Origin of the sequence: Brevundimonas guildfordensis (assembly GCF_014836405.1) — a bacterium.
Taxonomy (GTDB): Bacteria; Pseudomonadota; Alphaproteobacteria; order Caulobacterales; family Caulobacteraceae; genus Brevundimonas; species Brevundimonas guildfordensis.
Genome location: NZ_JACSQU010000004.1, coordinates 1 through 22,233, shown reverse-complemented (window position 1 = coordinate 22,233; position 22,233 = coordinate 1). Strand labels below are relative to the sequence as shown.

Annotated in this window: 16 protein-coding genes; 7 read left to right on the top strand and 9 right to left on the bottom strand. The window is 60.0% G+C overall.

The window, feature by feature from the left end; genetic code table 11:
* Nucleotides 1-14 precede the first annotated feature (14 nt).
* Nucleotides 15-437: a helix-turn-helix domain-containing protein gene (locus H9656_RS13890; RefSeq protein ID WP_191744864.1), complete on the bottom strand. Its 423-nt coding sequence runs from the start codon at nucleotides 435-437 to the stop codon at nucleotides 15-17.
* Here H9656_RS13890 and H9656_RS13885 point away from each other — a divergent pair.
* Complete coding sequence (locus H9656_RS13885; RefSeq protein ID WP_191744863.1) at nucleotides 436-3,018, top strand: DNA-methyltransferase; 2,583 nt, start codon at nucleotides 436-438, stop codon at nucleotides 3,016-3,018. The two genes, H9656_RS13890 and H9656_RS13885, sit on opposite strands and share 2 nt — an antisense overlap.
* 40 nt (nucleotides 3,019-3,058) lie before the next feature.
* Here H9656_RS13885 and H9656_RS13880 read toward each other — a convergent pair whose 3' ends face one another.
* Nucleotides 3,059-3,427 carry a hypothetical protein gene (locus tag H9656_RS13880; RefSeq protein ID WP_191744862.1) on the bottom strand — a complete coding sequence of 123 codons (369 nt, stop codon included), beginning with the start codon at nucleotides 3,425-3,427 and terminating at the stop codon, nucleotides 3,059-3,061.
* Between the two features lie 364 nt (nucleotides 3,428-3,791).
* Here H9656_RS13880 and H9656_RS13875 point away from each other — a divergent pair, with 364 nt between their 5' ends.
* Nucleotides 3,792-4,364 carry a hypothetical protein gene (locus H9656_RS13875; protein ID WP_191744861.1) on the top strand — a complete coding sequence of 191 codons (573 nt, stop codon included), beginning with the start codon at nucleotides 3,792-3,794 and terminating at the stop codon, nucleotides 4,362-4,364.
* 241 nt (nucleotides 4,365-4,605) lie between these two features.
* Here H9656_RS13875 and H9656_RS13870 read toward each other — a convergent pair whose 3' ends face one another.
* The gene (locus tag H9656_RS13870; RefSeq protein ID WP_191744860.1) at nucleotides 4,606-4,836 is read right to left on the bottom strand and encodes a DUF6626 family protein; all 231 of its coding nucleotides are present in this window, start codon (nucleotides 4,834-4,836) and stop codon (nucleotides 4,606-4,608) included.
* Between the two features lie 186 nt (nucleotides 4,837-5,022).
* Between H9656_RS13870 and H9656_RS13865 the strand changes: the two genes are divergently transcribed.
* The gene (locus H9656_RS13865) at nucleotides 5,023-7,893 is read left to right on the top strand and encodes an SNF2-related protein (RefSeq protein ID WP_191744859.1); all 2,871 of its coding nucleotides are present in this window, start codon (nucleotides 5,023-5,025) and stop codon (nucleotides 7,891-7,893) included.
* Here H9656_RS13865 and H9656_RS13860 read toward each other — a convergent pair.
* Nucleotides 7,890-8,951 carry a phospholipase D-like domain-containing protein gene (locus tag H9656_RS13860; RefSeq protein WP_191744858.1) on the bottom strand — a complete coding sequence of 354 codons (1,062 nt, stop codon included), beginning with the start codon at nucleotides 8,949-8,951 and terminating at the stop codon, nucleotides 7,890-7,892. The genes H9656_RS13865 and H9656_RS13860 overlap by 4 nt on opposite strands.
* Before the next feature lie 131 nt (nucleotides 8,952-9,082).
* On the opposite strand from H9656_RS13860, the gene H9656_RS13855 reads away from it, so the two are divergent.
* Entirely contained in the window at nucleotides 9,083-10,747 is a 1,665-nt protein-coding gene (locus H9656_RS13855; RefSeq protein WP_225212566.1) for a site-specific DNA-methyltransferase, read from the top strand.
* Nucleotides 10,744-13,563, top strand: a complete 2,820-nt coding sequence (locus H9656_RS13850) for a DEAD/DEAH box helicase family protein (RefSeq protein WP_191744856.1) — start codon at nucleotides 10,744-10,746, stop codon at nucleotides 13,561-13,563. Before H9656_RS13855 ends, H9656_RS13850 begins: the two co-directional genes overlap by 4 nt.
* A 135-nt stretch (nucleotides 13,564-13,698) precedes the next feature.
* On the opposite strand, the gene H9656_RS14285 is transcribed toward H9656_RS13850, so the two are convergent.
* The 4 genes from H9656_RS14285 to H9656_RS13830 all read right to left on the bottom strand — a co-directional run bounded on the left by H9656_RS14285 (nucleotide 13,699) and on the right by H9656_RS13830 (nucleotide 17,582).
* Complete coding sequence (locus tag H9656_RS14285; RefSeq protein ID WP_191744855.1) at nucleotides 13,699-15,513, bottom strand: flagellin N-terminal helical domain-containing protein; 1,815 nt, start codon at nucleotides 15,511-15,513, stop codon at nucleotides 13,699-13,701.
* 44 nt (nucleotides 15,514-15,557) lie between these two features.
* Nucleotides 15,558-16,544: a hypothetical protein gene (locus H9656_RS13840; protein WP_191744854.1), complete on the bottom strand. Its 987-nt coding sequence runs from the start codon at nucleotides 16,542-16,544 to the stop codon at nucleotides 15,558-15,560.
* Complete coding sequence (locus H9656_RS13835; RefSeq protein ID WP_191744853.1) at nucleotides 16,537-16,908, bottom strand: hypothetical protein; 372 nt, start codon at nucleotides 16,906-16,908, stop codon at nucleotides 16,537-16,539. Before H9656_RS13835 ends, H9656_RS13840 begins: the two co-directional genes overlap by 8 nt.
* Before the next feature lie 470 nt (nucleotides 16,909-17,378).
* On the bottom strand, nucleotides 17,379-17,582 hold the full coding sequence (locus H9656_RS13830; protein ID WP_191744852.1) for a hypothetical protein: 204 nt from the start codon (nucleotides 17,580-17,582) through the stop codon (nucleotides 17,379-17,381).
* Between the two features lie 105 nt (nucleotides 17,583-17,687).
* Here H9656_RS13830 and H9656_RS14330 point away from each other — a divergent pair, with 105 nt between their 5' ends.
* Both H9656_RS14330 and H9656_RS13825 read left to right on the top strand, forming a co-directional pair.
* Nucleotides 17,688-18,083 carry a LexA family protein gene (locus H9656_RS14330; protein WP_404821574.1) on the top strand — a complete coding sequence of 132 codons (396 nt, stop codon included), beginning with the start codon at nucleotides 17,688-17,690 and terminating at the stop codon, nucleotides 18,081-18,083.
* Nucleotides 18,084-18,085: 2 nt separating this feature from the next.
* Entirely contained in the window at nucleotides 18,086-19,324 is a 1,239-nt protein-coding gene (locus H9656_RS13825) for a Y-family DNA polymerase (protein WP_191744851.1), read from the top strand.
* On the opposite strand, the gene H9656_RS13820 is transcribed toward H9656_RS13825, so the two are convergent.
* Nucleotides 19,295-22,201, bottom strand: coding sequence for a hypothetical protein (locus H9656_RS13820; RefSeq protein ID WP_191744850.1), 2,907 nt, complete (start codon nucleotides 22,199-22,201; stop codon nucleotides 19,295-19,297). The genes H9656_RS13825 and H9656_RS13820 overlap by 30 nt on opposite strands.
* Nucleotides 22,202-22,233 lie beyond the last annotated feature (32 nt).

Genomic DNA, 22,233 nt, shown 5'->3' with positions numbered 1-22,233 from the left:
TTCTCAAGGTTAACTTAACTGATGACCGCCATAGCGTCAGTCAGTAAAGCATACCCCTTCGGGCTTAACTTGATATTTGAGGCGCGAGCGTCCTCCTCCGAATCTTCAATTCTGATAAGCCCCAAGGCTTCGAGGGACCGAGTGGTTCGGCCCAATGAAGGTCCAAGAAGTTCAATGCCTTGTCTGTCGAAGCCAGCGGAACGACGCAGCATAGCTAACGACGCTGCCCGACCGCTAAGGTCAGATGACGCGACCAGCATAAATGCCACTGCTTGCCTGAGCGATGTTTGAGGAGGCATCAGCCGAGCGAGAACCAGCAGCAGATCGCTAACCTCGCCCACATACTCCGGCGTTGTGAGCCTATGATGGGTCAGGGTGATGGAGCTTATTAAGTCCAGCGCGACCGGTGCGTCTTGTTGTGAATGATCGTCGCTCATGCGCTGCCAAGAAAAAGAAGCGGCACAGGCGCCGCCATTCCGGATTCCACGCACCGCTTCTAATAAATGGTTCGGCTTCGTAGCAAGGAGCCATCCGTTGTTTCAGACCAGCCTCTCCGCCTCTCCGTCCGGGGCCAACGACCACGCAAAGATCGCGCCGCCGCCCTCGGCGCCGTCCGCCCGCCTTCTGAAGGGTGAATGCGTAGCCACCATGAGTGCCATGGCCAGCGAGTCGGTCGATCTGATTGTGACGTCGCCGCCCTACATGAACATCGGCATGCCCTATGGCGACGACTTCCAATCGATTGAGGATTATGTCGAGTTCTCGCGCCAATGGGTCACGGCCGCCGCGCGCGTCTTGAAGCCCGGCGGATCGATGTGGATCAACGTCGGGATGCATAAGGCGGGGCCGAACAGCCGCGTGCCGCTGACCTACTATCTGTTCCCGCTGATCGCGGCCACGGGCCTGACCTTCGTTCAAGAAATCGTCTGGGATCGCCGGGCGCAGCAAAACACCACTCAGCGTTTCGCTACCCGTTCTGAACGCTGGCTCTATCTGGTGAAGCCCGGCGTGCTGAAGGGTGGTCGCGGTCGCCCGAAGGTTATCCATCCGACCTTCAACCTCGACGACGTGCGTCGTCCCTCTACGTCGAAGGACAAGCGCAACAATCCGGCTGGGGCCAATCCGGCCGACATCTGGGAATTCGTCCAAGTTCATGGCACGGCCAAGGAGCGCACCGAGCATCCGTGCCCGTTTCCGCAAGCCATGATCGAGCGCATCGTGCTGGCTTGTTCGAACCTCGGCGATGTGGTGCTGGACCCGTTCGCTGGGTCTGGGACCACTGGCGCGGCGGCGATGGCCCATGGCCGCTCCTCGGTGATGATCGAGCGCGAGCCGACCTACTGGCCGATCATTGAAAAGCGTTTGGGGCTGGTGGATCGCGTCGTCGTCGGTTCGGCCGATGCTGGGGCCGGTTTGTTCGCTGAGTTCCACCACGGCGACGCCATCGAAAAGATGAAGCTGATCCCGTCGAAGTCGGTGAACCTGATCCTTTGCGACCCTCCCTATGCGACGACGAACTGCGCATGGGACCAACTGCTTCCGGCCACCGACATGTGGCGTGAATATGAGCGCATCCTCGCGCCGAACGGCATGATCGTGCTCCACGCCGCGCAGCCGTTCACGACGGACCTGATCATGTCGAACCGGTCGTGGTTCCGTCAGCAACTGATCTGGGAGAAGACGCGCGCAGTTGGCTTCCTTCATGCGAACCGTCGTCACATGGCGGCCCATGAGGACATCCTCGTGTTCGCGCGTCCGACTGGGAAGCTGACGTTCAATCCGCAGGGCGTGGTGAAGAAGGACGCCAAGGTCACGCGTCGTGGCAAGGTGGGCGAGGTCTATCGCGACAGCTACTCGAAGAACGAGTGGGTCAACGATAGCTCGAACTACCCCCGCTCGGTGCTGAAATTCAAAAGCGAGCGCAACCATGGTCACCCGACTCAGAAGCCGCAGCCTCTGGCGGAATATCTGATCCGCACCTTCTCCAATCCCGGCGATGTCGTCCTCGACCACTGCTATGGCAGCGGCACGACCGGCGCCGCAGCCATGGTCACGGGGCGCAGCTTCATCGGCGTTGAACGCGACAACGCGTGGTTCGCAAAAGGTCGTGCCCGCATTCTCGCGGCGGCTGGAACGGGTGAACTGCCCTCGCCGACGACGCCCATGGCCGCGAACGATGTCGTGCCTGTCGAGCGCGCGCCTGACATCGAGCAGGCCCCCGCGCGATCTGTGGCGAACACCAATGCCACCATCATCCATGGCGACGTCTTGGCCGAAATGGCGAAGATGGCGGACGGCTCGGTGGACATCATCGTCACCAGTCCGCCCTACAACCTTGGTCAATCGAGCGGTGGCGGCTTCGGCGGCAGTGGAAAAAGCGGCAAGTGGAAGTCCGCCAAACTGCGCGAGGGCTACGACGGATATGACGACGCCATGCCCTACGAGGATTACGTGACGTGGCAAAAAGCGTTTCTGCGTGAGTGCTGGCGCCTGATCCCCGAGCATGGCGCTATCTTCTACCAGCACAAGAACCGCATTCAGAACGGCTTGCTGCGGACGCCGCATAACCTGAATCCTGACCTGCCTCTGCGCCAGATCATCATCTGGGATCGCGGCTCGGGCATGAACTTCAATCAGGCGTTCGCCACGCCCTCCCACGAGGTGATCTACGTGTTCGCAAAGTCCGAGTTCCGCTTCCGTAAGGGGCATGGGTTGAAGGACGTGCTGAAGATTTCGTGTGATCACGGCAACCCGCATCCGGCGCCGTTCCCCGTCGAATTGCCGAGCATGATCATTGCTGCGACGACTGCTAAAACGGTTCTCGACCCCTTCAGCGGTTCAGGTTCGACGGGTGTTGCGGCTCTGACGGAAGGGCGTCGTTTCATCGGCATCGAGCAGTCAGCAGAATACTGCCAGAGGGCTAGTGAGCGTTTGGCCGCCGTGCAGCATGGTGCCGGATTGAACGATAATGTTGCCGGGCACTCGGGCCAGCAAGACTTGATCGAGGATGCCGCTTAAGCCGTCCGCACGTTTGGGCGGAAGACATCGGGCCAGAGGTTCAGCGGCAGGGAGTTGGGCTCATGCCCACGATGTCGCTGAACACCTCGACTGTCCGTTTTAACGCCGCGACGTTCATGAATTCCAGATGCTCAAGTGCCGCCCAGTCGCAGCGCGCAAATAGACCAGTCTGCATCAGCCACCCGGCGACTGCCGTTAGCTCCTCCGCCGGAACGAGCAGTCCGGTCTTGGTGGCCGGTCGTAGACCCAGACCGCACCGAACGAACACTGCTTCAACCTCGGTCGAGCAGATCAGGAGTATGTCGTTTATCGGACTGGAGACGATTCCCCCGGTCTTGGTTTGGCGGAGCACCGCTTCCAAAGTCGCTTCATCGTCGTTCGGGAATTGGAAAACGCGATGAATGCTCATCGCCGCGCCTCCGCAGGAAGCCACAGCACGGCCCAGCCGACCCTCGCCGCCAGCATCAGATGACCTTCACGGATGAGGGTCTGGAAAAGGGTGATGAGAACGTCAGCCGATGGTCCTCGGTCTGCGCGGACGCTTTCCGCGCAGCAGAGCCATGCGCTGCTGAAGTGACGTTGGGAGTCAGTGATGCCGCGCGCTTCGAAGTGATGGTAGATGTCCATACCGCCTATTTAGGCTGGTGAATTCCATGCCTCTCATGCAGGCTCCTCACCGTGATCGTGTGTGGGACGCGCGGAAATTTCGACTGCGCGGCCTTGGATAGATCAATAAAGATGTTGCGATTGTTCACGCGCCACGAAGGTAAAAAATGATCGAGAAATCCACAAAGCTTGAGAACGCAATTCAAGATCATTTATACTTTACGAGCGATGGGGAGCGGCGCCTACTTTATATAGACTACATTATTGAAGATGATGTTTCAGATTTCGCAGAAGATGGAGGCATTAGCTTCAAGGAAGCCGAGAGTATTGTTAATGATCTCGGCCTTGTAGTTGACCGTCGTATTCGACGTGAGGAATGGACTCCAGAAATACTTCAGAAGGTGACTGACCGTCTGTTCTCTTCGGCATCGAGTGGCACAGTTAGAAACGATTCAGCCGAAGCGATAGCTAAAGGACTGAACCTCGTCGCTTTGGACGTTCGCAAAGAAGTCAAGGCTGCGGGCCTCAAGACTGAACACGACCAGATAGTTGAAAGCTATTCCTCAAAAACGCTTGCAGAATCCAAATTAAACCCGCCCGTGGCCGTCGAGCCAAGGATACCAAAACAGCTTCAACCAACCGCAAATTTGGCGAGCGGATGCACTTCCATCATTGGTATCGTGCTGTTTTCTATCTGCATTTTAGTCGCTATTGGTGCCCTGATGTCAATGTTCAACTAGAGAGGGCTTCGCGCCATCAAAGTCAGCGGCAATCGAAACCAACTCGAAAACGTTCGATCTGCCCAGCCACACACCAACCCGCTCGGGCCAACTCAGCTTAAATATCGCTGCATCCTTGGTTCTCAGATCGCAGGACGTAGCAATAGGGGCGCGGCGGGTTCCGATCCTCCAACCAGTCAGCAGGCCGCTCGCCCCGCCTCCAGAGTTAAATGCCGCCATGCAAATAGGTGGTTGTGGTCGTTCATCGCCGCGCCTCCGGCTTCAGCCACAGCACGGCCCACGCCACCCTCGCGGCCAGCATCAGCCGACCTTCGCGGACGAGCTTCTGGAACAGTTCGATTAACGCGTCACTCGACGGGCCTCGCCTGCCACGCAGACAGAGATAGTTATCTGCCTTATTCAAAAATTCGCTGCTGAAATGACGCTGGGAGGTGGTGAGACCGCGCCTCTGAAATAGTTGGTAGATGTCCATACCGCCTATTTAGGCCGTGACGTCGAAAGCGGTCGCGCTCCCTACTGAGGCGATGATTGGTGGTTGATCCTGTCGCCTCCAGCGCCGAACATCGCCGCCAACAATCTCGCCGGGGGCGGCCGCGATTCTTGACACTGGTGGACACCGGTAGCTGTCTCTAACCCTCGCCGGTTCAATCGGGGTAACATGAGCGTCGCGCTTACCTTCACGCCGCATCAGGCCAAATATTTCGCGCACTTCCTGACCCGAGAGGGACTGGAGGAAAGCGAAGGACTCACGCAATCGCTGTCGTCGGCGCGGGTGGACTTAAACCCGCACCAAGTCGATGCGGCCATGTTTGCGCTGCGGTCGCCCTTGTCAAAGGGCGTGGTGCTCGCCGACGAGGTGGGGCTGGGCAAGACCATCGAGGCGGCGTTGGTGCTGTCCCAGCGTTGGTGGGAACGCCAGCGCAACCTGCTGCTGATCGTCCCTGCTTCGCTGCGGAAGCAGTGGGCGACCGAACTGCGCGAGAAGTTTTCGCTGCCCTCGGTGATCCTCGACGCCAAGCGGGTGAAAGACCTCGCCAAGGTCGGCAAGCCGAACCCGCTGGGGCGCGAGGAAGGGATCGTAATCCTCTCCTACGAGTATGCCGCGCGGATCGCCGATCAGCTTCGAAGCGTGCCGTGGAGTCTCGTGGTTTTCGACGAGGCCCACAAACTGCGGAACGTCTATCGGGCCGCCGAGACCTCCAGAGCCGCCGTGCTGCGCGATGCGCTGGCGGGGCGCCAGAAGCTGCTACTGACCGCCACGCCGCTCCAGAACAACCTTATGGAGCTATACGGCCTCGTCACCATCATCGACGACACCTACTTCGGCTCTGAACAGGCGTTCAAGGCCGAGTTCGGCGGCCCGGCTGACAAGGTCTCCCAAGCCCTGCTGGCGCGGCGGCTGGAGCCGATCTGCAAGCGCACGCTGCGCCGTCAGGTCCAGAAGGCGGGCTTGATCAACTACACCAACCGTCTGCCCAAGACGTTCGATTTCACGCCCGACAAGCTGGAGACGGACCTCTACGAGCACATGTCCGACTACCTCCGGCGCGACGATACGCTGGCGGTCGGGCAGAACGGCCGTCACCTCGTCACGCTGGTCCTGCGGAAAATCCTCGGCTCGTCGTCCTTCGCCGTGGCCGCGACGCTGGACAAGATGGTCAACCGGCTAGAGCGGAAGCTGGCCGTAAACGAGGAGGCGCTCGACGACATCGATGGCGTCGAAGAGACCGCCGAGGAGTGGCGGGAGGACGGCGACGCCCGCGAGGCCGAAGCGCTCGAAGACGAAACTGATGACGCTATTCAGGAAATCGATCCCGAACATCTAAAGGCCGAGATCGAGGAACTGACCCGCTACCGCGACCTCGCCGCGTCGATCCAGACGAACGCGAAAGGCAAGGCTCTGCTGGACTGCTTGCCGGGTGTTCTGGCCGAGATCGAAAGCAAGGGCGGTCAGCGGAAGGCGGTGATATTCACCGAGTCCGTCCGCACCCAAACCTATCTCCGCGACCTCTTGGAGCGCAGCGGGTTCGACGGGCAGACCGTCGTGCTGAACGGCTCAAACTACGACAAGGACAGCAACGCCATCTACAAGGCGTGGCTGGAAAAGCACCGGGGCACCGATGTCGTCTCCGGCTCGAAGACGGCTGACATGAAGGCCGCCATCGTGGACGCCTTCCGAAACGACCGGGCCATCCTGATCGCCACGGAGTCAGGGGCCGAGGGCATCAACCTTCAGTTCTGCTCGCTACTGATCAACTACGACCTGCCTTGGAATCCCCAACGGGTCGAGCAGCGCATCGGCCGCTGCCATCGCTACGGGCAGAAGATCGACGTCACCGTCATCAACTTCATGAACCGGAAGAACCAAGCTGAGGCGCGGATCGTCCAGCTTCTGGATCAGAAGTTCCGGCTCTTCGAAGGCGTTTTCGGGTCGTCAGATGAGGTTCTGGGCGCCATTGAATCCGGCGTAGATATCGAAAGACGCATCCTCGACATCGTGCAATCCTGCCGCACGAACGACGAGATAAACGAAGCCTTCGACCGGCTTCAGGAGGAATTCAGCGTCGAGATCGACGAGGCCAAGACCGAAGCCCGGAACAAGCTGCTCGCCGAGATGGACGATAAGGTCATCTCGCGCCTCATCGACCGCAAGGGCGAAGTGGCCGCGTCGCTGGATGAGTTCCGCCGCGCCCTGCTGAACCTCGCCCGCGCAGAACTGCCCGAAGCTCGCTTCCATGACAATCACGTCGAGCGCTTCAACTACGACGACGAGACCTATTCCACTGAGTGGCCCGAAGCCGACGAGCGCGGCTGGCGCTTCTTCCGTCTGGCGGACGAGGGTTTGGCCGACCACCTAGTCGAACGCGCCCAAAGTCGCGAGCTTGCGCCCGCGCATATCGTCTTTGACTATAGCTGCTACGACGGTAATCTTGCCGATGTCGCAGGGCTGCGCGGACGCAGCGGCTGGCTCAAGGTCGCGCGACTGAAGCTGGTCACGCCCGCCCGCACCTTCGACGAACTCATCTGCGCCGCCGTCACCGCCGATGGCCTGTCTGTCCACCCGGAGACCGCGGCACGCATGCTCGGCGTTCCCGCCCGCATCATCGGCGATCCGCCCGAAACCGTTCCCGAGACCGACCTGACAGCGGTGCTGGAGCAGGGTCAGACTGAGATCGTCGGCCGCGCGCAGGAGCGGTTGGGCGACTTCCTCAACGAGGAGGAGGAGCGGCTCGACAACTGGCGCGACGACGCACGGGTCTCCTACGACCAGCAGATCAAGGCCCTAACCAAGGAAGCCAACGAGAAAAAGAAGCTGGCCCGCGCGCTTCAGAACCTTCAGGAGAAGGTCGAGCTACAGCGCGAGGCCTCGGCGCTGAAGCGACAGGCGGATGATCTCCAGCACCAGCTTTACACACGGCTGAAGGAGATCGACGACGAGCGCGAGCGCATGCTTGATGAGATCGCCGAGAAGCTGAACCTGACGCCCGAAATGACGACCTTGTTTACGATCCGATGGAGCTTGATTTAGCACCAACCGAAGAGGCGGCGGCCTGTATCGCCCAGAGTTCCCAGTTCGTCCGAGCGGGCCTTCAGCGCAGCGTATGTATCACTGTCTTCATGAAGAAATTGCAGACTAAATTGGTCGTGGATATTCGTCCGCTTGAACACGGCGACGAAGGGTGACCGCCCCAAACGTCCGTCTGGTTCGACGGGGCGTAGACCCGCCGCAACTTCAGGGATGGAGGTCGGAAACATCACTCTCCACATGCTGTTTCCTCGGAACACGAACTGTGTCGGGTGCTCAGAGCCATCCTGTTGAATCAAAGTTATGATTTCGGTGGGGCCGCCCGTGGGATTGAGGCCGAAGAAGCGGGCCTGAATAGCTTTTAGTTCAAGCTCCCGACCCATGAGGGTAATTCGGCCGCATTCGATCCAGCAGGTGCTGGCGAGCGCCGGATCGATTTGAGCCTCGTCGGGGTTGTCGATGACGTTTGGGGAATCGTCGCTTTCCTTTAGCAACTCATCAAGTTTTTTTCTCAGCTTCCGAGCCGCATCATATCGATCCTTGTAGGCCGTAAGCTCGGCCTGCGTTGGTTCATGGCCAAGCTTCCACACCTCTTCGAAAGCTTCGCGAAGCCAATCTGCTGTGGCTTTGCTGTTGCTTGTGACAAAAGCCGCTGCTTCCGCATTTTCCTCGAAGGCGGCCCGACTGATATTGGCTGACCCTACCATCAGAGCGGAAAGTTTAGGGGTCTTGCTGGTGGCGAGATGGATCATTTTGGTATGGAATCTCACACCCGTTGCGGCAAATGTCACGATCCGAACCGTTGCGTTTGGCAGAGACTGGATCTTTTCGATGGCGCCCGGCTGACTGATCGCGTCGTCAAGGCCAACCAGCCACCGGGATGACTTTAGCGCACGGCCTTCGAGCGCCTCCAGTAGGGTATTGACGCCTTCCACCGTGACGTAGGCGGCAGCGGCGTGTAGCTCATCACACCTCGTCGCCGCTGCATACTCGGCCAAGCGATCCTTGAGCCGCCCGTCCTTCGGACCTTTTGGCCGTTGCGTCAGCAGTTCGACTTCCATCTGCCGCTCCGAAATCAGCTACAATGACACTCGACCGAATCTGACGTGTAGCCAAGCTAAAGGTTGTCGAGGCTTCGCTTGGCCGAAGTGGACACGAACGCCGAGAGGATCAAGAAGTGACATCAAACCGATTGCAACTCGACTGGATGGGAAAGGCGCGCAGAGAGCGACCAGAGCCTCGCATCCTGATCGAGGATGAACGTCTTTCGCGACATTCGGCGGTCAGACGCGAGCGAGACAGTTTTGAAAACATTTTGATCCGAGGCGATAACCTTCTGGCGCTGAAGGCGCTGGAGGCATCGCACACCGGTGAGGTGTCGTGCATCTTTATCGACCCGCCCTACAATACGGGCAGCGCTTTCGCTCATTATGACGACGGCGTTGAACACTCCCTCTGGCTATCTTTGATGCGAGAGCGCGTGGAGGTGTTGCATCGTCTTCTTGCAGATGATGGTAGCTTCTGGGTGTCCGTGGACGACAACGAAGCGCACTATCTGAAAGTGCTATGCGATGAGGTCTTCGGAAGACGGAATTTCGTCTCTAACGTCGTCTGGCAAAAAAAATACACAGTCGCCAACGACGCAAAATATTTCAGCGACAACCACGACCACATCCTCGTTTACGCGAAGGACAAAGAAGCGTGGCGACCCAACCGGTTGGCCAGATCGGATGAAATGAATGCCCGGTATTCCAACCCGGATAACCATCCCAAGGGGCCATGGAAGGCGACGCCTTTGCATGCCAAAAGCGGGTCGGCCAAGGGCAAGGACTTCTCCTTCACATTCCGCAATGGGCGGCACTGGACGCCCCCGCCGGGAACTTTCCCCCGCTTTTCAGAAGAAACACTGCGAAGAATGGACGAAGGGAACGAAATTTGGTTTGGCCGTGATGGGACAGCAGCCCCCTCGCGGAAAACGTTTCTCGTTGATCTGGCAAATGATGGAACTCCGCCACTGACTGTATGGCTGAGTACTGATGTTGGGCACAATCACGAGGCCAAGACAGAGGCCAAGTCGTTCAATGCCGAGGATGTTTTCTCGACACCCAAACCGGAACGACTGCTACGCAGAATACTCGATATTGCGACCAAGCCGGGCGATCTCGTGCTCGATAGCTTCGCCGGTTCAGGCACGACCGGAGCCGTCGCTCACAAGATGGGCCGCCGCTGGATCATGGTCGAACTTGGCGACCACTGCGAAACCCACATTGTCCCACGCCTGAATAAGGTCATCGACGGCGAAGACCCCGGCGGCGTCACTGAGGCGGTCGGCTGGAAGGGCGGCGGCGGCTATCGCTACTTCACGCTGGCGCCGTCGCTGCTGGAGAAGGACCAGTTCGGCAACTGGGTGATCTCCAAATCCTACAACGCCGAGATGCTGGCCGAGGCGATGTGCAAGCACTTCGGCTTCACCTACGCGCCCTCGGCCGAGCACTACTGGATGCACGGCTGCTCGTCGGAGACGGACTTCATCTACGTCACGACGAACAGCCTCACGCACGAGCAGCTTGCCGCTATCTCCGACGAGGTTGGGCCGGATCGGACCCTGCTGATTTGCTGCAAGGCGTTCCAAGGCGGCAACGCCGACGCCTTCGGCAATCTGACCATCCGCAAGATACCGGGTGCGATCCTCGACCGCTGCGAGTGGGGCAAGGACGACTATTCGCTGAAGATCGAGGCCCTGCCGCTGATCGAGGACGAGCCGGAGAAGGCGACAGACCAGACGCCGCGCCGGAAGTCGGCGGTTAATCCGAACCAGCCGGGCCTGTTCAATGGCGACGAGGAGGCTGGGGCGTGAGCCTTCCGATAGTCGATCACAAGCGGGCCGAGACCCAGATCTACCAGCGCCTCTCGCTGCGTAAGCCGCAGTCGGAATCTCTGCGTCGCCTCGCCGACATCGTGGACCTGATCGCCCCGTCGAAGGAGGCGGACATTGACCGGGCGCGGGAAGCGATCCGAGCCGCCTACGGCGATCTGGACGACGCCTACTTCGAGGACTTCGAGCGCGACTTCCCCAGCGTCTGTTTCGCCTTGGCGACGGGCGTTGGAAAGACCCGGTTAATGGGCGCCTTCGTCAGCTACCTGTTCATGATCGGGAAGAGCCGTAACTTCTTCGTGCTGGCGCCGAACCTGACCATCTACGAAAAGCTTTTAGCTGACTTCCAACCCTCCAGTCCAAAGTATGTTTTCAAGGGCGTCGAGGCGTTCGCGCACAACCCGCCGCTCATTGTCAACGCCGAGAACTATGAGGAAGGTCGCGGCGTGCGCGGCGCCGACCTGCTGGGGCAGGAAGCCGCCATCATCAACATCTTCAATATCTCGAAGATCAATTCGGACACTACGTCCTCGGCGAGAAAGGGCCAGCTTCCAAGGATCAAGCGCCTTCAGGAATACATCGGCGAGAGTTATTTCAGCTATCTGGCAGGCCTCGACGATCTGGTCCTGCTGATGGACGAAGCGCACCGCTATCGCGGCTCTGCGGGCGCCAAGGCCATTGCCGAACTGAAGCCGATCCTCGGGCTGGAAGTCACCGCGACACCCAAGAGCGTTGGCGCTAAGTCAGCCGCCTTCAAGAACGTCGTCTATCGATACGACCTGCCCGAGGCGATGAAGGACGGTTACATCAAGGAACCGGCGGTCGGCACCCGCGCCAATTTCGACCCGAAGTTGGTCGATGAGGACACGCTGGAGCGCATCAAGCTTGAAGACGGCATCCACTACCACGAGCATGTGAAGGTCCAGCTTGCGACCTACGCCAAGCAGAACGAGAAGCCGCTTGTTCATCCGTTCATGCTGGTAGTGACACAGGACACCGACCACGCTCGCCGCGTGCGCGAGTTCGTGGAATCCGATAGTTTCTTCGAAGGTCGCTACAAGGGACGAGTCGCTGAGATCCACTCCAAGCTGACCGGCGAGGAGAGCGACGAGAACGCCCAGCGCCTGCTCAACATCGAGAAGAGCGGCGACACGGACATCGTGATCCACGTCAACAAGCTGAAGGAAGGCTGGGACGTTTCCAACCTCTTCACCATCGTCCCGCTGCGCGCCTCGGCCTCAGATATCCTAACCGAACAGACACTCGGCCGGGGGCTGCGCCTCCCTTACGGCAAGCGCACCGGCGTCGACGCCGTGGACACCCTGACGGTCATCGCCCACGACCGCTTCAACGACCTCATTGAAAAGGCAAAGGACGCCGATGGCGTCATCCATTCTCTGAAGCAGGTGAAAATCGGCGAAGGCGGCGACATCTCGGCCGCCAAGCCGGTGATGGTCGAGGCGCCCTCCGTCATCGAGCAAATGCTGAAGCAGGTCGTGCGTCCGCCCGAAGATGAGGTGGCGGCCGAGTTCGCGCCCGCGGCCAAGCCCTATGGCATGTCGGACAACCCTGCGCCTGCCTTCACATTCCAGAAGGAGGAGGAGGTAGCGCTGGCCCAGACGGTGCTCACCGACGTTTTGCCGAGCATCAAGAAGCAGGTCGCCACGATCCGCGACCTAAATGACGAGAAGGTGGTGAAGCGGATCGTCGCCGACGCCATGGCCATCCAGCGGAGCAAGGGCGGCCTGTTCTCGGACCTGACGAAAGAGCGAGCCGAGGAGGTGGTGAAAGAGTTCTGCGCGGCGTTCGTCGCCAAAACCATCGCAATCCCGAGCCTGACCGTCACGCCGCAGGATCACGTCTCGTTCGGCTTCCAGCCCTTCAAGCTCGACCTCGGTAGCTGGAACTACCAGCCGCTCTCGCGGGAGCTTCTGGTGCAAGTGCTCCGCACCGAGAAGCAGACGGTCATTAGCGGCGAGGAAGGCGGCGACGTGCCCGCCCGACTGGAGGACTATCTGGTCGCTAAGCTGATCGACTTCGACGAAATCGATTACGACGCTCACGCCGAGCTTCTTTATGATCTCGCCGGTCAGGTGGTGGCGCATCTGCGCGGCTATCTGAAGGACGACGAAGAGGTCCGGGCAACGCTTCAAGGCTGGAGCCGAGACATGGCCAAGGCCATGTTTGCCCAGATGCGCCAGAACATGTGGCGAACCACGACGACCTATCGGGTCACCCTGAACGCCGCCTTCAGCGAACTGAAGCCGCAGGCGTTCGACGGATCAGGCAAGGATGCCGTGCGAAACTTCCGCGAGCCGCCTGAACGGCTCGGCGAAATCAAACGCTTCATCTTCACCGGCTTCGGACCGCGCGCCTGTTACGCGCAGGCTAAGTTCGATTCCGACACCGAACGGAAGATGGCCATGCTTCTAGAGCGCGACCCCACGGTCGAACTCTGGATGAAACCGGGTCCCAATCAGTTCAAGATTTTCGACAGCGAGGGCCACGCCTATCAGCCTGACTTCGTGGTCGAGACCGAGACCGAGCGGTTGATCATTGAGACGAAGCGGCGATCCGACATGAACGATGCGGATGTCCGCCGAAAAGCCGACGCTGCTTCTCTATGGTGCTTCATCGCCACCGAGCATCACGCCAAGAAGCATGGCGACAAGCCTTGGCGATATGTGCTTGTGCCCGACGACGCTATGCTCCCGAACGCCACAGTGGAAGGCCTTCTGTCCCAGTTCGTGCGGGCACCGGATGCGGACCTGCGTGGTCGCTATGAATTGAGCGAATAGGGGCGAGCAGCGCGCTCGCGCATGCCAGATTTCTGGACGCATCCGCGACGTTGCTACCCGACCACGAACGGCCGAAAGGATGGCCCGACGTCCATCAGGACGGGTTGGATGCCGCGTTCTTGGACGTCGCTCGACCTACCTTCTGAACAAGGCCAGCATCCACTCTGGCTGCTGGTTGGCGATGGAGAGCGTCTGCGCCGCCAACTGCTGCCTGATCTGCGCGGCCTGAAGTTTGGCCGACTCCTTGCCGAGGTCAGCGTCTATAAGGTTGCCGATCCCGACTTCGATGGCGTTGCCGGATTTGACCGCATAGAGCGCGGCTCGGCCGAGAGTTTTATTGCGTGTGCCGAAGTAGGAGGACGAGTCTGTCGTTCTGTTGAGCGCGCTTTTCACGCGATCCAACACGGTCCACGCATCCGCAAAGTCCATCGGGTCCAATCCGAGTCCCGCAGCCGTCAGATCGCGCGACGATACACGCATCGTCTGCCCGGACGGCGAGGTGGGAACATCGAGGTGGAACGGGCCAAAGCCAGCTACTTGGAAGGACGAGGTTGAGACCGTGGCCGCAGCCGGAGGCGAGCCGACCGGAGATAGGGACACGGCCCCAACGACCCATGCGCTATCGGCGTTGGCGGCTCCCTGATTGAAGCGGAAGTCCAGCGGACCTTTGGCTGGATCGTAATCGAACGACAGGATGTTCTGGCCGGTCACGCTAAACGGCGGCCCAACGGGCGCACCACCCGGAACATAACCCTGTCCTGAAGCCGCGACACGGGAACCGCCCTGCCAAACCTCCATGGAGTCGGGCAAGTCGAAGGCGTCGAACACGATATCCATGCGCCCAGCGACGGCGGTTCCGGCGAAGCTGTAAGTGCCCGACACGCCCTGCGGCTGCTCATCCAATGCGATGGCGGCCTGTTCAGGGTTAGCGAATGGAAGCGGCGGATCAAAGCCTGCCGTCGATTGTAAGCTGCCGGTCGGTGTGTAGGTCGCAATGGCCATGGGGAGCGGATCGGCAGGGTCTTGTAGGATCAGTCCTCCCACCGTCCACGCCGTCCGAGTGGGAGCGACGTTTTCATTGAAACGAAATTCGATGTTCTGACCTTTGGCGGGATCGTAGTCGAAGCTGAGGACATTTGGCCCCGTCACCGCTGATCCGGCGCCCACGGCGACGCCGCCTGCTACATACGGCTGACCCGAAGCGGCGACGCGGACGCCATTCTGCCAAATCTCAACGACATCGGGCGCGCTATAGGCGTCCAGCAGGAGGTTCACCCGCCCGGCGGTCGTTCCGGCGTCAGCCACGACTGTCTGGCTGTTAGAACCGGAAATGGATGCGACCGCCGCATTAAATGAGGGTGGCGTGAGGGCCGAGGGCGGCAGTGAATAAGTGACACTGGCCCCCATGGACGAAAATGAGCCGGGCGGGAGGGCCGCCATGCGAGGAAAAGCGGGCTGCGGCAAGGTCGTTTTTGGCAGGCCGTAGGTGACGCTGGACGTGGTTGTGATTGTGGGTCTGCCGGTCAGCAGGTTGACCCCGTCGAACTCTGTGGATCGCGCGATCGTATCGATCTCGTCGATCATGGCGGTCATGTCATTGATGATCGCTTGCCGTGATGTCCCCGAAAGGGAATCGTTCAGCGAGACGGCGTGTTGCTGAAGTTCGATCAGAAGCTCGCCTATCCGTTCGGCGCCCATCAGAGCGACGTCTGTGACGGTTTGGGCCCGGCTCAAACCCGTCGCCACAACACCCCAGCCGCCGACATCCGCTCGCATGGCCGAAGCGATGGCGAAGATAGCTCCATTGTCTTTTGCGCCGGAAACCTTCAGGCCGGTCGAGACGCGATTCTGCGCGGCAGCGAGATCGCGCCCGGCAGCGTTCACAGCTTGGAGAGCCTGAAGAGCCGAGCGGTTAGTATGAATCGACGACGACATGATCGCGAGCACCATGCCCGCCGAGCCGGATAAAGTGAACCTTGTTCACCGTCGGTCGATCAGCCCCATTCCAGTTCACGCACGAAGCGACGGTAGCTTCGCCATTCCAAGCTCCCGGTCCGCTCTGGGACGTGAGGAACTCCGTGTCGTTCGCAAGCGGCGGCAGCCGCATCCTTGAGATCGAGAGCGACAAGGGCATTTCGAGGGCCATGGGCAGACCAAAACAGCCAGCCCTTTCCCATCGATAGCGGCCGGAACTCCAACAGAATTTCCTCCCGAAACTCCGCGATGGCCATTTTGCCCGCTGCGATGTCACCGAGCCTATGCGCGAGGCAATTCCTATACTTTCTCGCAGCTTCCAGATGCTCACGCATCGTCCTCAGCGGACGAAGTTCATTGTCGCCTTGCCCCAGCGGATGGGTAGGCAGGCGGTCAGCCCGACGCAAGAGACGGTCGAGCAGCCGAGCCAGCGTCGTGGTCTGCGCCATGTTGGCGATAGCCAAGGCTACCGCTTCGTCCGTTGCCTTGGTCGAGACAGACTGGATGAAGGTCACGGCGCGATTGAAGTCGGCGGCTTCCGCAGGGGTGTCGATCCGAGACAGGATATTGGCGTGAACCCAGCGCGTATCCAGAGCGGTGATTACCCGCAACTTTGAGCGCGTGATCCGGTCGCAGGAGCGCATAGCTTCCATCACATTCGGATGCCCAACCGCGCAGAGATCGCGGAGGATTAGGTAGTCCGCTGCCGAATCCAACGGCCTCTCGCCGATGCGCTCCAGCAAGGTGGGATAGCCTTCAGCCATGCCGCCGAAGGCATGGCGCAGGATGTCGGCGGCGCGACCATGGCGGATGACATAGGCCAGATCGGTGGAGAACAGATCATCAGCGCGGCAATTGCCCTCAACCGCGATCTTGGCCAGCGTGGCGAAAATTGACTGACGTCGAGCAGACGCCGCCGTCAGCACGCGGGCGAGAATGCCCGGTTCGGCGTCATCCAGTTTCACAAGTGCGTCGGTCGTCCAGCCCAGCAGACCGCCGTCACGCATTGATGCGCTCCCACGGGAAATAGCCTTGGCCCTGAGCGTTCGGCGCAATCTGGAACGCTACCCACCGCCATTTTCGGCCCTCAGCGGGGCTGACCAAGTGATCGGTGAGAATGCGCGGTTCGGGATTGGTGAGGTCGGCAAGGACCGCTTTCACAGCGGCGCCTTGCGGCATCACGACCGGCAGGGTCTCAAAGCCATTAGCTTCCGCAGGCGGCTCGACGAACAGCCATTCGGTCGTGCTGATCCATTTATGGCGGCCAGCGACCTCATCGAGAAAAGCTTCGAATTCGCTGTTGTCGATCTCGCCCTCAACGTCCCGCAGGATGCGAACGGCGAGGCAGCGCAAAGGCTCGTGACCCGTCAAGTGACCTCCGAATGCTGTGAAGCTTCGAGGGTCTCATGCAAATTGAATGCGTCAACCAGAATGGCCGGGAGCTATTCGTCCGCCCCTTTTCGAACGTTCGCGACAAACCGCCAACCTTTCCAGATGGCGACTTCTCTGGAGACGGGACAGTCCCGGAGAGCGGCCGTGGCGCGCGCAATGGCTATCTCATCCGAAGGCAGCCACGCGGGACTAAACTGACGTGAGTTCGCCGACGCGGGCAGTGGCTAGAACGTGTATCCATCCATGTTAAAGCCCCGAGCTTGCCATCACGAGGAGCACAGCCCGGCTGAAGCCGAGCAATCGGAGGGGCGCAGCTTCGACCCCTGCCGGGCTGTGCGCTGGTCAGTGAGGAGTTCCAGCACTGAATATGGGCTCACAAATTTAGAGGGCACGCAACTTCTAAAAATCAGCGTTCCCCCATCTGCGCCGTTAAGCTGCCGTCACAAAGATCATTGGCCGGAGCGTGCCCGAACTTTCTGACGATTGGCTCGCGTTCGACGCAGGCCCAGAACCATGAGGTAGCCGACCAGCGGACCCAGCGTCATGCCGATGGTGTGGAACAACGCGACCGAGATGATCGTCACCATGGCGACTAAGGCCCATTCCGTCCACGAGAAGGATCGCAGAGATTGGATCAAAGCCTTGAAGGGCATTGTATTCTCCTGACTTAAAACCGGAGATATCTGAACTGGTCTATGAGGTAAAGCAACGCTTACCTACGAAGGGTAGCGAGTCGATCTCACTTCCCTTTCCGACAAATGTTCCGCATATGTTCCGCTATGGGAGCGAGAGCATATAAGGGCGATGAAACGACGGGCTTCCAAAGTCCCGCACAGGACCACGTTGAGGCTGTGCCCGATCTTGCGGACCTGCTGGAGCTACGGCGCCCTCAACGATACGCGGTGAGGGTAAAGGGCGAGGGCCTGCGAAGTCGCGGCATTCACGGCGGCGACATCCTCGTCGTGAACACCGACGCGGAGCCCAGAACCGGCAAGGTATGTGTCGCCTTCCTCCTCGGCGACGTCGTGCTGGCGGTCCTATCGGAAAAGGACGGTCAATGGTGGCTGGAGCCCGCTAACCACCCGGCTCAGCCGGTATCTGACCACACGGAAGTTTGGGCGATGGTCGCGGCATTAGTCAGGACCGATGTCTGAACATGTTCGGACTCATCGATGGCAACAACTTCTACGTCTCGTGCGAGCGGGCTTTTGACCCGACCTTAATCGGCAAGCCCGTGATCGTGCTGTCGAACAACGACGGTTGCGCCATCGCCAGATCGGCCGAAGCCAAGGCCCTCGGGATCAAAATGGGCGACGTCTGGCATCTGTCGAAGCACAAACCGGAATATCGAGGCGTCATCGCCAAATCCTCGAACTATGCCCTGTATGGCGACATGAGCCGCCGGGTTTTCGAGGTTCTTTCTGAGAGTTTCGCGAGGGTCGAGCCCTACAGCATCGACGAGATGTTTGTTGATCTGACGGAGTTTGCACGAGCGGACTACTGCCGCAGGGTGCGCGAACGGATCAGACGGGTGACCAAAATCCCGACCTGCGTTGGGATTGGTCCCACCAAGACATTGGCGAAGCTGGCGAACAAGCACGCGAAGACGGCGAGCGGCGTCTCAGACTTCAGCGACCTCGACGTCCGCCGCGAGGCGTTCGCCACCATGCCCATCAACGAAATTTGGGGCATAGGCCGCGCCTCACAAGCGAAGCTCAACAATTTCGGCATCTTCACAGTCGAGCAGTTTGCTGCGCTCACGTCCGCCAGCGTCAGAAAACTGATGACGGTGACCGGGCAACGCACCCATGCCGAACTGAACGGCGTTTCCTGCCTCCCTCTCGCATTGGCGCCCAGCCAGCGGCAGACCGTGGCGGTGACGCGGATGTTTGGGCGACTTGTTGAAACGTGGGAGGACATGCGCGAGGCACTGGCGGCCCATGCTTCGCGCGCTGCGGAGAAGTGCCGGAATCACGGGCTGGTTGCCAACGCGATGGTGGTGTTTTTCCACACGCATCCGCACAATGGCGACCCTTGGTATCATGGGCAGCGGTCGTTCGAGATCGAGCCGACGTCAGACAGCTTCGCGCTAATCCGTCAGGCGGTCCGAGCGGGGCGGTCCATGTGGAGGCCGAACACGCGATACGCCAAGGCGGGCGTGATCCTGCTTGACCTCAAGTCGGCGAGGGACATGCCGCGCGATCTCTTGCCGACCGCTGACACTGTTCGATCTGAGAAACTGATGGCGGCTCTAGATGCGGTGAACAATCGGTTCGGAAGTGGGACTTTGCGGCCGGGCGGAATACGACAGGTCACCCCATGGTCTACACGAGCCGCCAATCGCTCACCCCGCTACACGACGAGGCTAAGCGACCTGATGGAAGTGCGCGCCTGAAACGGAACTCAACGGCCCCGTCTCCTTTTCCGCTTTCAGAATCTCCACCAGTTTCGCCAGTTTTGGGCATCGCCTTCCAGTGGCGATGCGGCCTTTAGCTTTCTGCGTCTTCCGACGCTGGAGTTTGCGAGACACTTCCACGCAGTCGTCTGCCATGTCGTAGCGGGCATAGCTCATCACGGGTGTCAGACAGTCGAACAGGCGGCGGTTAATCATCACCCGATGGGACGCGCTCCCCGAATTCCTGAAGCCGAGGTTACGACCAGCGGTCTGGTTGAACTGGTCGATATGGGCGATGCGTGCCAGATCGACGCGGCCAGTCCATGCGTTGAGGGCCTGATGTTCCGCATATTGCTCTGGCGCCATCATCGTCATTGTCTGAACGACGTCCTTGCCAATATAGGCGTTCGATCCCTTGGCCGAGGCGTGCGTCTCAGCGTCGTCGAGACGTGCCAGCTTATTGCCAATCGCGAAAAGGGGTCCAACGGCATCGGCTCTTGCTGCCAGAACATGTCGAGAAGCGGACCCCGTAGTGAGAGTCCGGTCCGGTCGGGTCGATGTCGCGTCCTTGGGCAGGAGAGGCGCGTCTAGGCAGGTCGTGCGCCAGCTTCCGGCATGCTCAGCGAGGAGCAGCGGCACAAATTCGGTCGTTAGGATCGCAGTTTTATGCGCGACCTCCGACGCCCAGTTTCGACGGCGGACATGCCAACGTCGGTTATTGGCTCTGGCGTAGATGTCGCGGTCCCTATCGAGGCTGGCTCCATACTCGAAGTTCTCCCCCGTCGTGACGTGTTCCCAACAATGCTCTGGTGTTCCCGCGATGCGGCAAACCTCATCAAAATCGAAGTCTTGAACCCGACCGCTGCGTTGGAACGTGTTCCACCGTTCGGCCAAACTCGTTCGGCTGGTCCAGCCCATGCTGTTTATGAGTTCGCGGATGCCTTCCATTTTTTCAGAAGGCATGACTTCCACGATGGCCCTCGTGTTGATCTCATCATGAACCAGAAGGCCCAGCCGTGTAGCTTCGCGCGCCGCGAGCCGGTCGGCGGGGTTCTCGACAGCCTCGGCGCCAAGCAGCAGACGGCTAAAGTTGTCTTTGGCCCACGCCTGCGCGACGTCGTGGACGGTGAAGAACACGGGCGAACCGGAGGCGACGGCCGAGCGCAGATCGGCATACGCGCCGTCCATGGCTTTCGCCACGCTGCTCTGTTCTGCCCTGATCATGTCCGCTCTGGAGGCGTAGCCGCTGATGGCGGCGTCTTTGTGCGAAACGCGCTTTTTCGGATCGGGACATAGCTCCGTGTAAATCCGATCAAACGAACGGAGAAACACAGGCTTCATGTCGCCCATATCGGCGGCGTGAAGCGTCCTGAACTCCGCCTCCTTTTCTTGCGCGCCTTCGTAGGTGGGGAAGGCGAACATCAACCATGATGGCAATCCCTCTCGACGAAATCCTTTGATCAGGTCGGGTGCTGCTGTCATGAGGCTTCGGGTTTTGCTGATCCCTTCCGGAGCACAGAGCAGGTGGGTCTCTGGCTTCCGCACATTATCCCTGAGGCTTCCAAGCAGGATGGCGGACATCGCCTTTGTCGCCGTCTTGTGATCTCTCGCTGCCTCGGCGAACTCAGCCTCGACTGTCGAACGCACACGCCCGCCCGGCCCGACGCGCTGGCCATGAAAATCATCTGCCCAGATGTCCAGCATGTCGCCGAGCGAGCGCGGCAACCGGCTCATCAGGACGCCATCGACGCCAGCGTCATTGGTGAGGTCCAGCGGGTTGGACCCTTGGACCAGAACCGTAGCGAAGTCCGCACGCATGACTGACTTCGGGTTTTGGTCTGCGGGGTGATTGTAAAAATATGCGACCGGCTCGCCGCCCGAACAGTCGAGGTGCGAGAACTTCGGATGGTTGGTCACGCCGTCGAAGAGTGCCGCGAGCTTCGCCTCAGCATGGAGATTCTCCCCGCTCTGTATCGTCACGGACTTGGCGCCCTGCGGCGCCGACCGATGAGGAACGATGGGCGTCGTCATGAAATCGACAGGGTTCAGCAAGGCTCCCTTGCCCCCGCCGCCCCTTCCGCGCGGAAGGTGCTCCCACATCACTCCCTGAAAGAGGGGCACACCGACCGGGACCCCAAAAATGTGGTCCGTAGATTCGTTGAGCCGCATGCCGCGCGGCAAGCGTCGGAAATTCTCAGGTTGCCGCAGCGATGTGTCTGCCTTTTTTCCAGCCAGACCAAAAGGCGCAAAGTTTTCGAACTCATCGCGCAGCCGATCCCATGCCTTCTGGAAGCCCAACCGCGCACTGGTCGGTTCCGGCGCGGCGCCCCTCAAAATCTCGGTTGAGACCACGAAATGGAAATGGAGGCTTTTGTGACCGGAATAGACAACGGTCAGCCCCACGGCGTCGGCGTAGGTTTTTCGCAGGTGGGTGACGAACTGGCCGACGACGCTATCGTGTTTACCGCCTGACGACCGGAGCCAGCCAAGTTGCTGCTGGAAGAAGGGGATGTTCCGGTCATCAAACTCGATGGTCAGAATGTGGTGTGGGGCAACCACGATGCGCGACGCGGGACTGGCTTTCTCCCCCGGTTCAGCGATCCGCATGGCGTTGGTGAACAGGCACTGATGCTCCCAGCCATGGTCTGCTGTTCGTTCGATCAGGCTGGCCACGGTGTAGTGGCTCTTTGCCTTCACATAGAAGTTGCTTTCCACACTCATGTAGGTGCGGTTCGCGCTGTCGAAGCCCTGCTTCTGGATGATCTCGGTGAGGAGGATCGAGGGGGCGGCAGTCTCGGACCGTCGGAGTTGGCCAACCTCGGTCTTGGTTAGGTGCGGGGCGTAATATTTCGCCCACAGGGGTTCAAAACAGTTCACGTTCAAGTCCTGTCAGGTCAAAATATGATGTG

What these genes read in the sequence shown, in the direction of transcription:
- H9656_RS13865 (WP_191744859.1), top strand. Translation starts at nt 5,023, where the DNA reads ATGAGCGTCGCGCTTACCTTCACGCCGCATCAGGCCAAATATTTCGCG.
- H9656_RS14330 (WP_404821574.1), top strand. Translation starts at nt 17,688, where the DNA reads ATGTTCCGCATATGTTCCGCTATGGGAGCGAGAGCATATAAGGGCGAT.
- H9656_RS13830 (WP_191744852.1), bottom strand. Translation starts at nt 17,582, where the DNA reads ATGCCCTTCAAGGCTTTGATCCAATCTCTGCGATCCTTCTCGTGGACG.
- H9656_RS13875 (WP_191744861.1), top strand. Translation starts at nt 3,792, where the DNA reads ATGATCGAGAAATCCACAAAGCTTGAGAACGCAATTCAAGATCATTTA.
- H9656_RS13825 (WP_191744851.1), top strand. Translation starts at nt 18,086, where the DNA reads ATGTTCGGACTCATCGATGGCAACAACTTCTACGTCTCGTGCGAGCGG.
- H9656_RS14285 (WP_191744855.1), bottom strand. Translation starts at nt 15,513, where the DNA reads ATGGTGCTCGCGATCATGTCGTCGTCGATTCATACTAACCGCTCGGCT.
- H9656_RS13860 (WP_191744858.1), bottom strand. Translation starts at nt 8,951, where the DNA reads ATGGAAGTCGAACTGCTGACGCAACGGCCAAAAGGTCCGAAGGACGGG.
- H9656_RS13885 (WP_191744863.1), top strand. Translation starts at nt 436, where the DNA reads ATGCGCTGCCAAGAAAAAGAAGCGGCACAGGCGCCGCCATTCCGGATT.
- H9656_RS13880 (WP_191744862.1), bottom strand. Translation starts at nt 3,427, where the DNA reads ATGAGCATTCATCGCGTTTTCCAATTCCCGAACGACGATGAAGCGACT.
- H9656_RS13840 (WP_191744854.1), bottom strand. Translation starts at nt 16,544, where the DNA reads ATGCGTGACGGCGGTCTGCTGGGCTGGACGACCGACGCACTTGTGAAA.
- H9656_RS13870 (WP_191744860.1), bottom strand. Translation starts at nt 4,836, where the DNA reads ATGGACATCTACCAACTATTTCAGAGGCGCGGTCTCACCACCTCCCAG.
- H9656_RS13890 (WP_191744864.1), bottom strand. Translation starts at nt 437, where the DNA reads ATGAGCGACGATCATTCACAACAAGACGCACCGGTCGCGCTGGACTTA.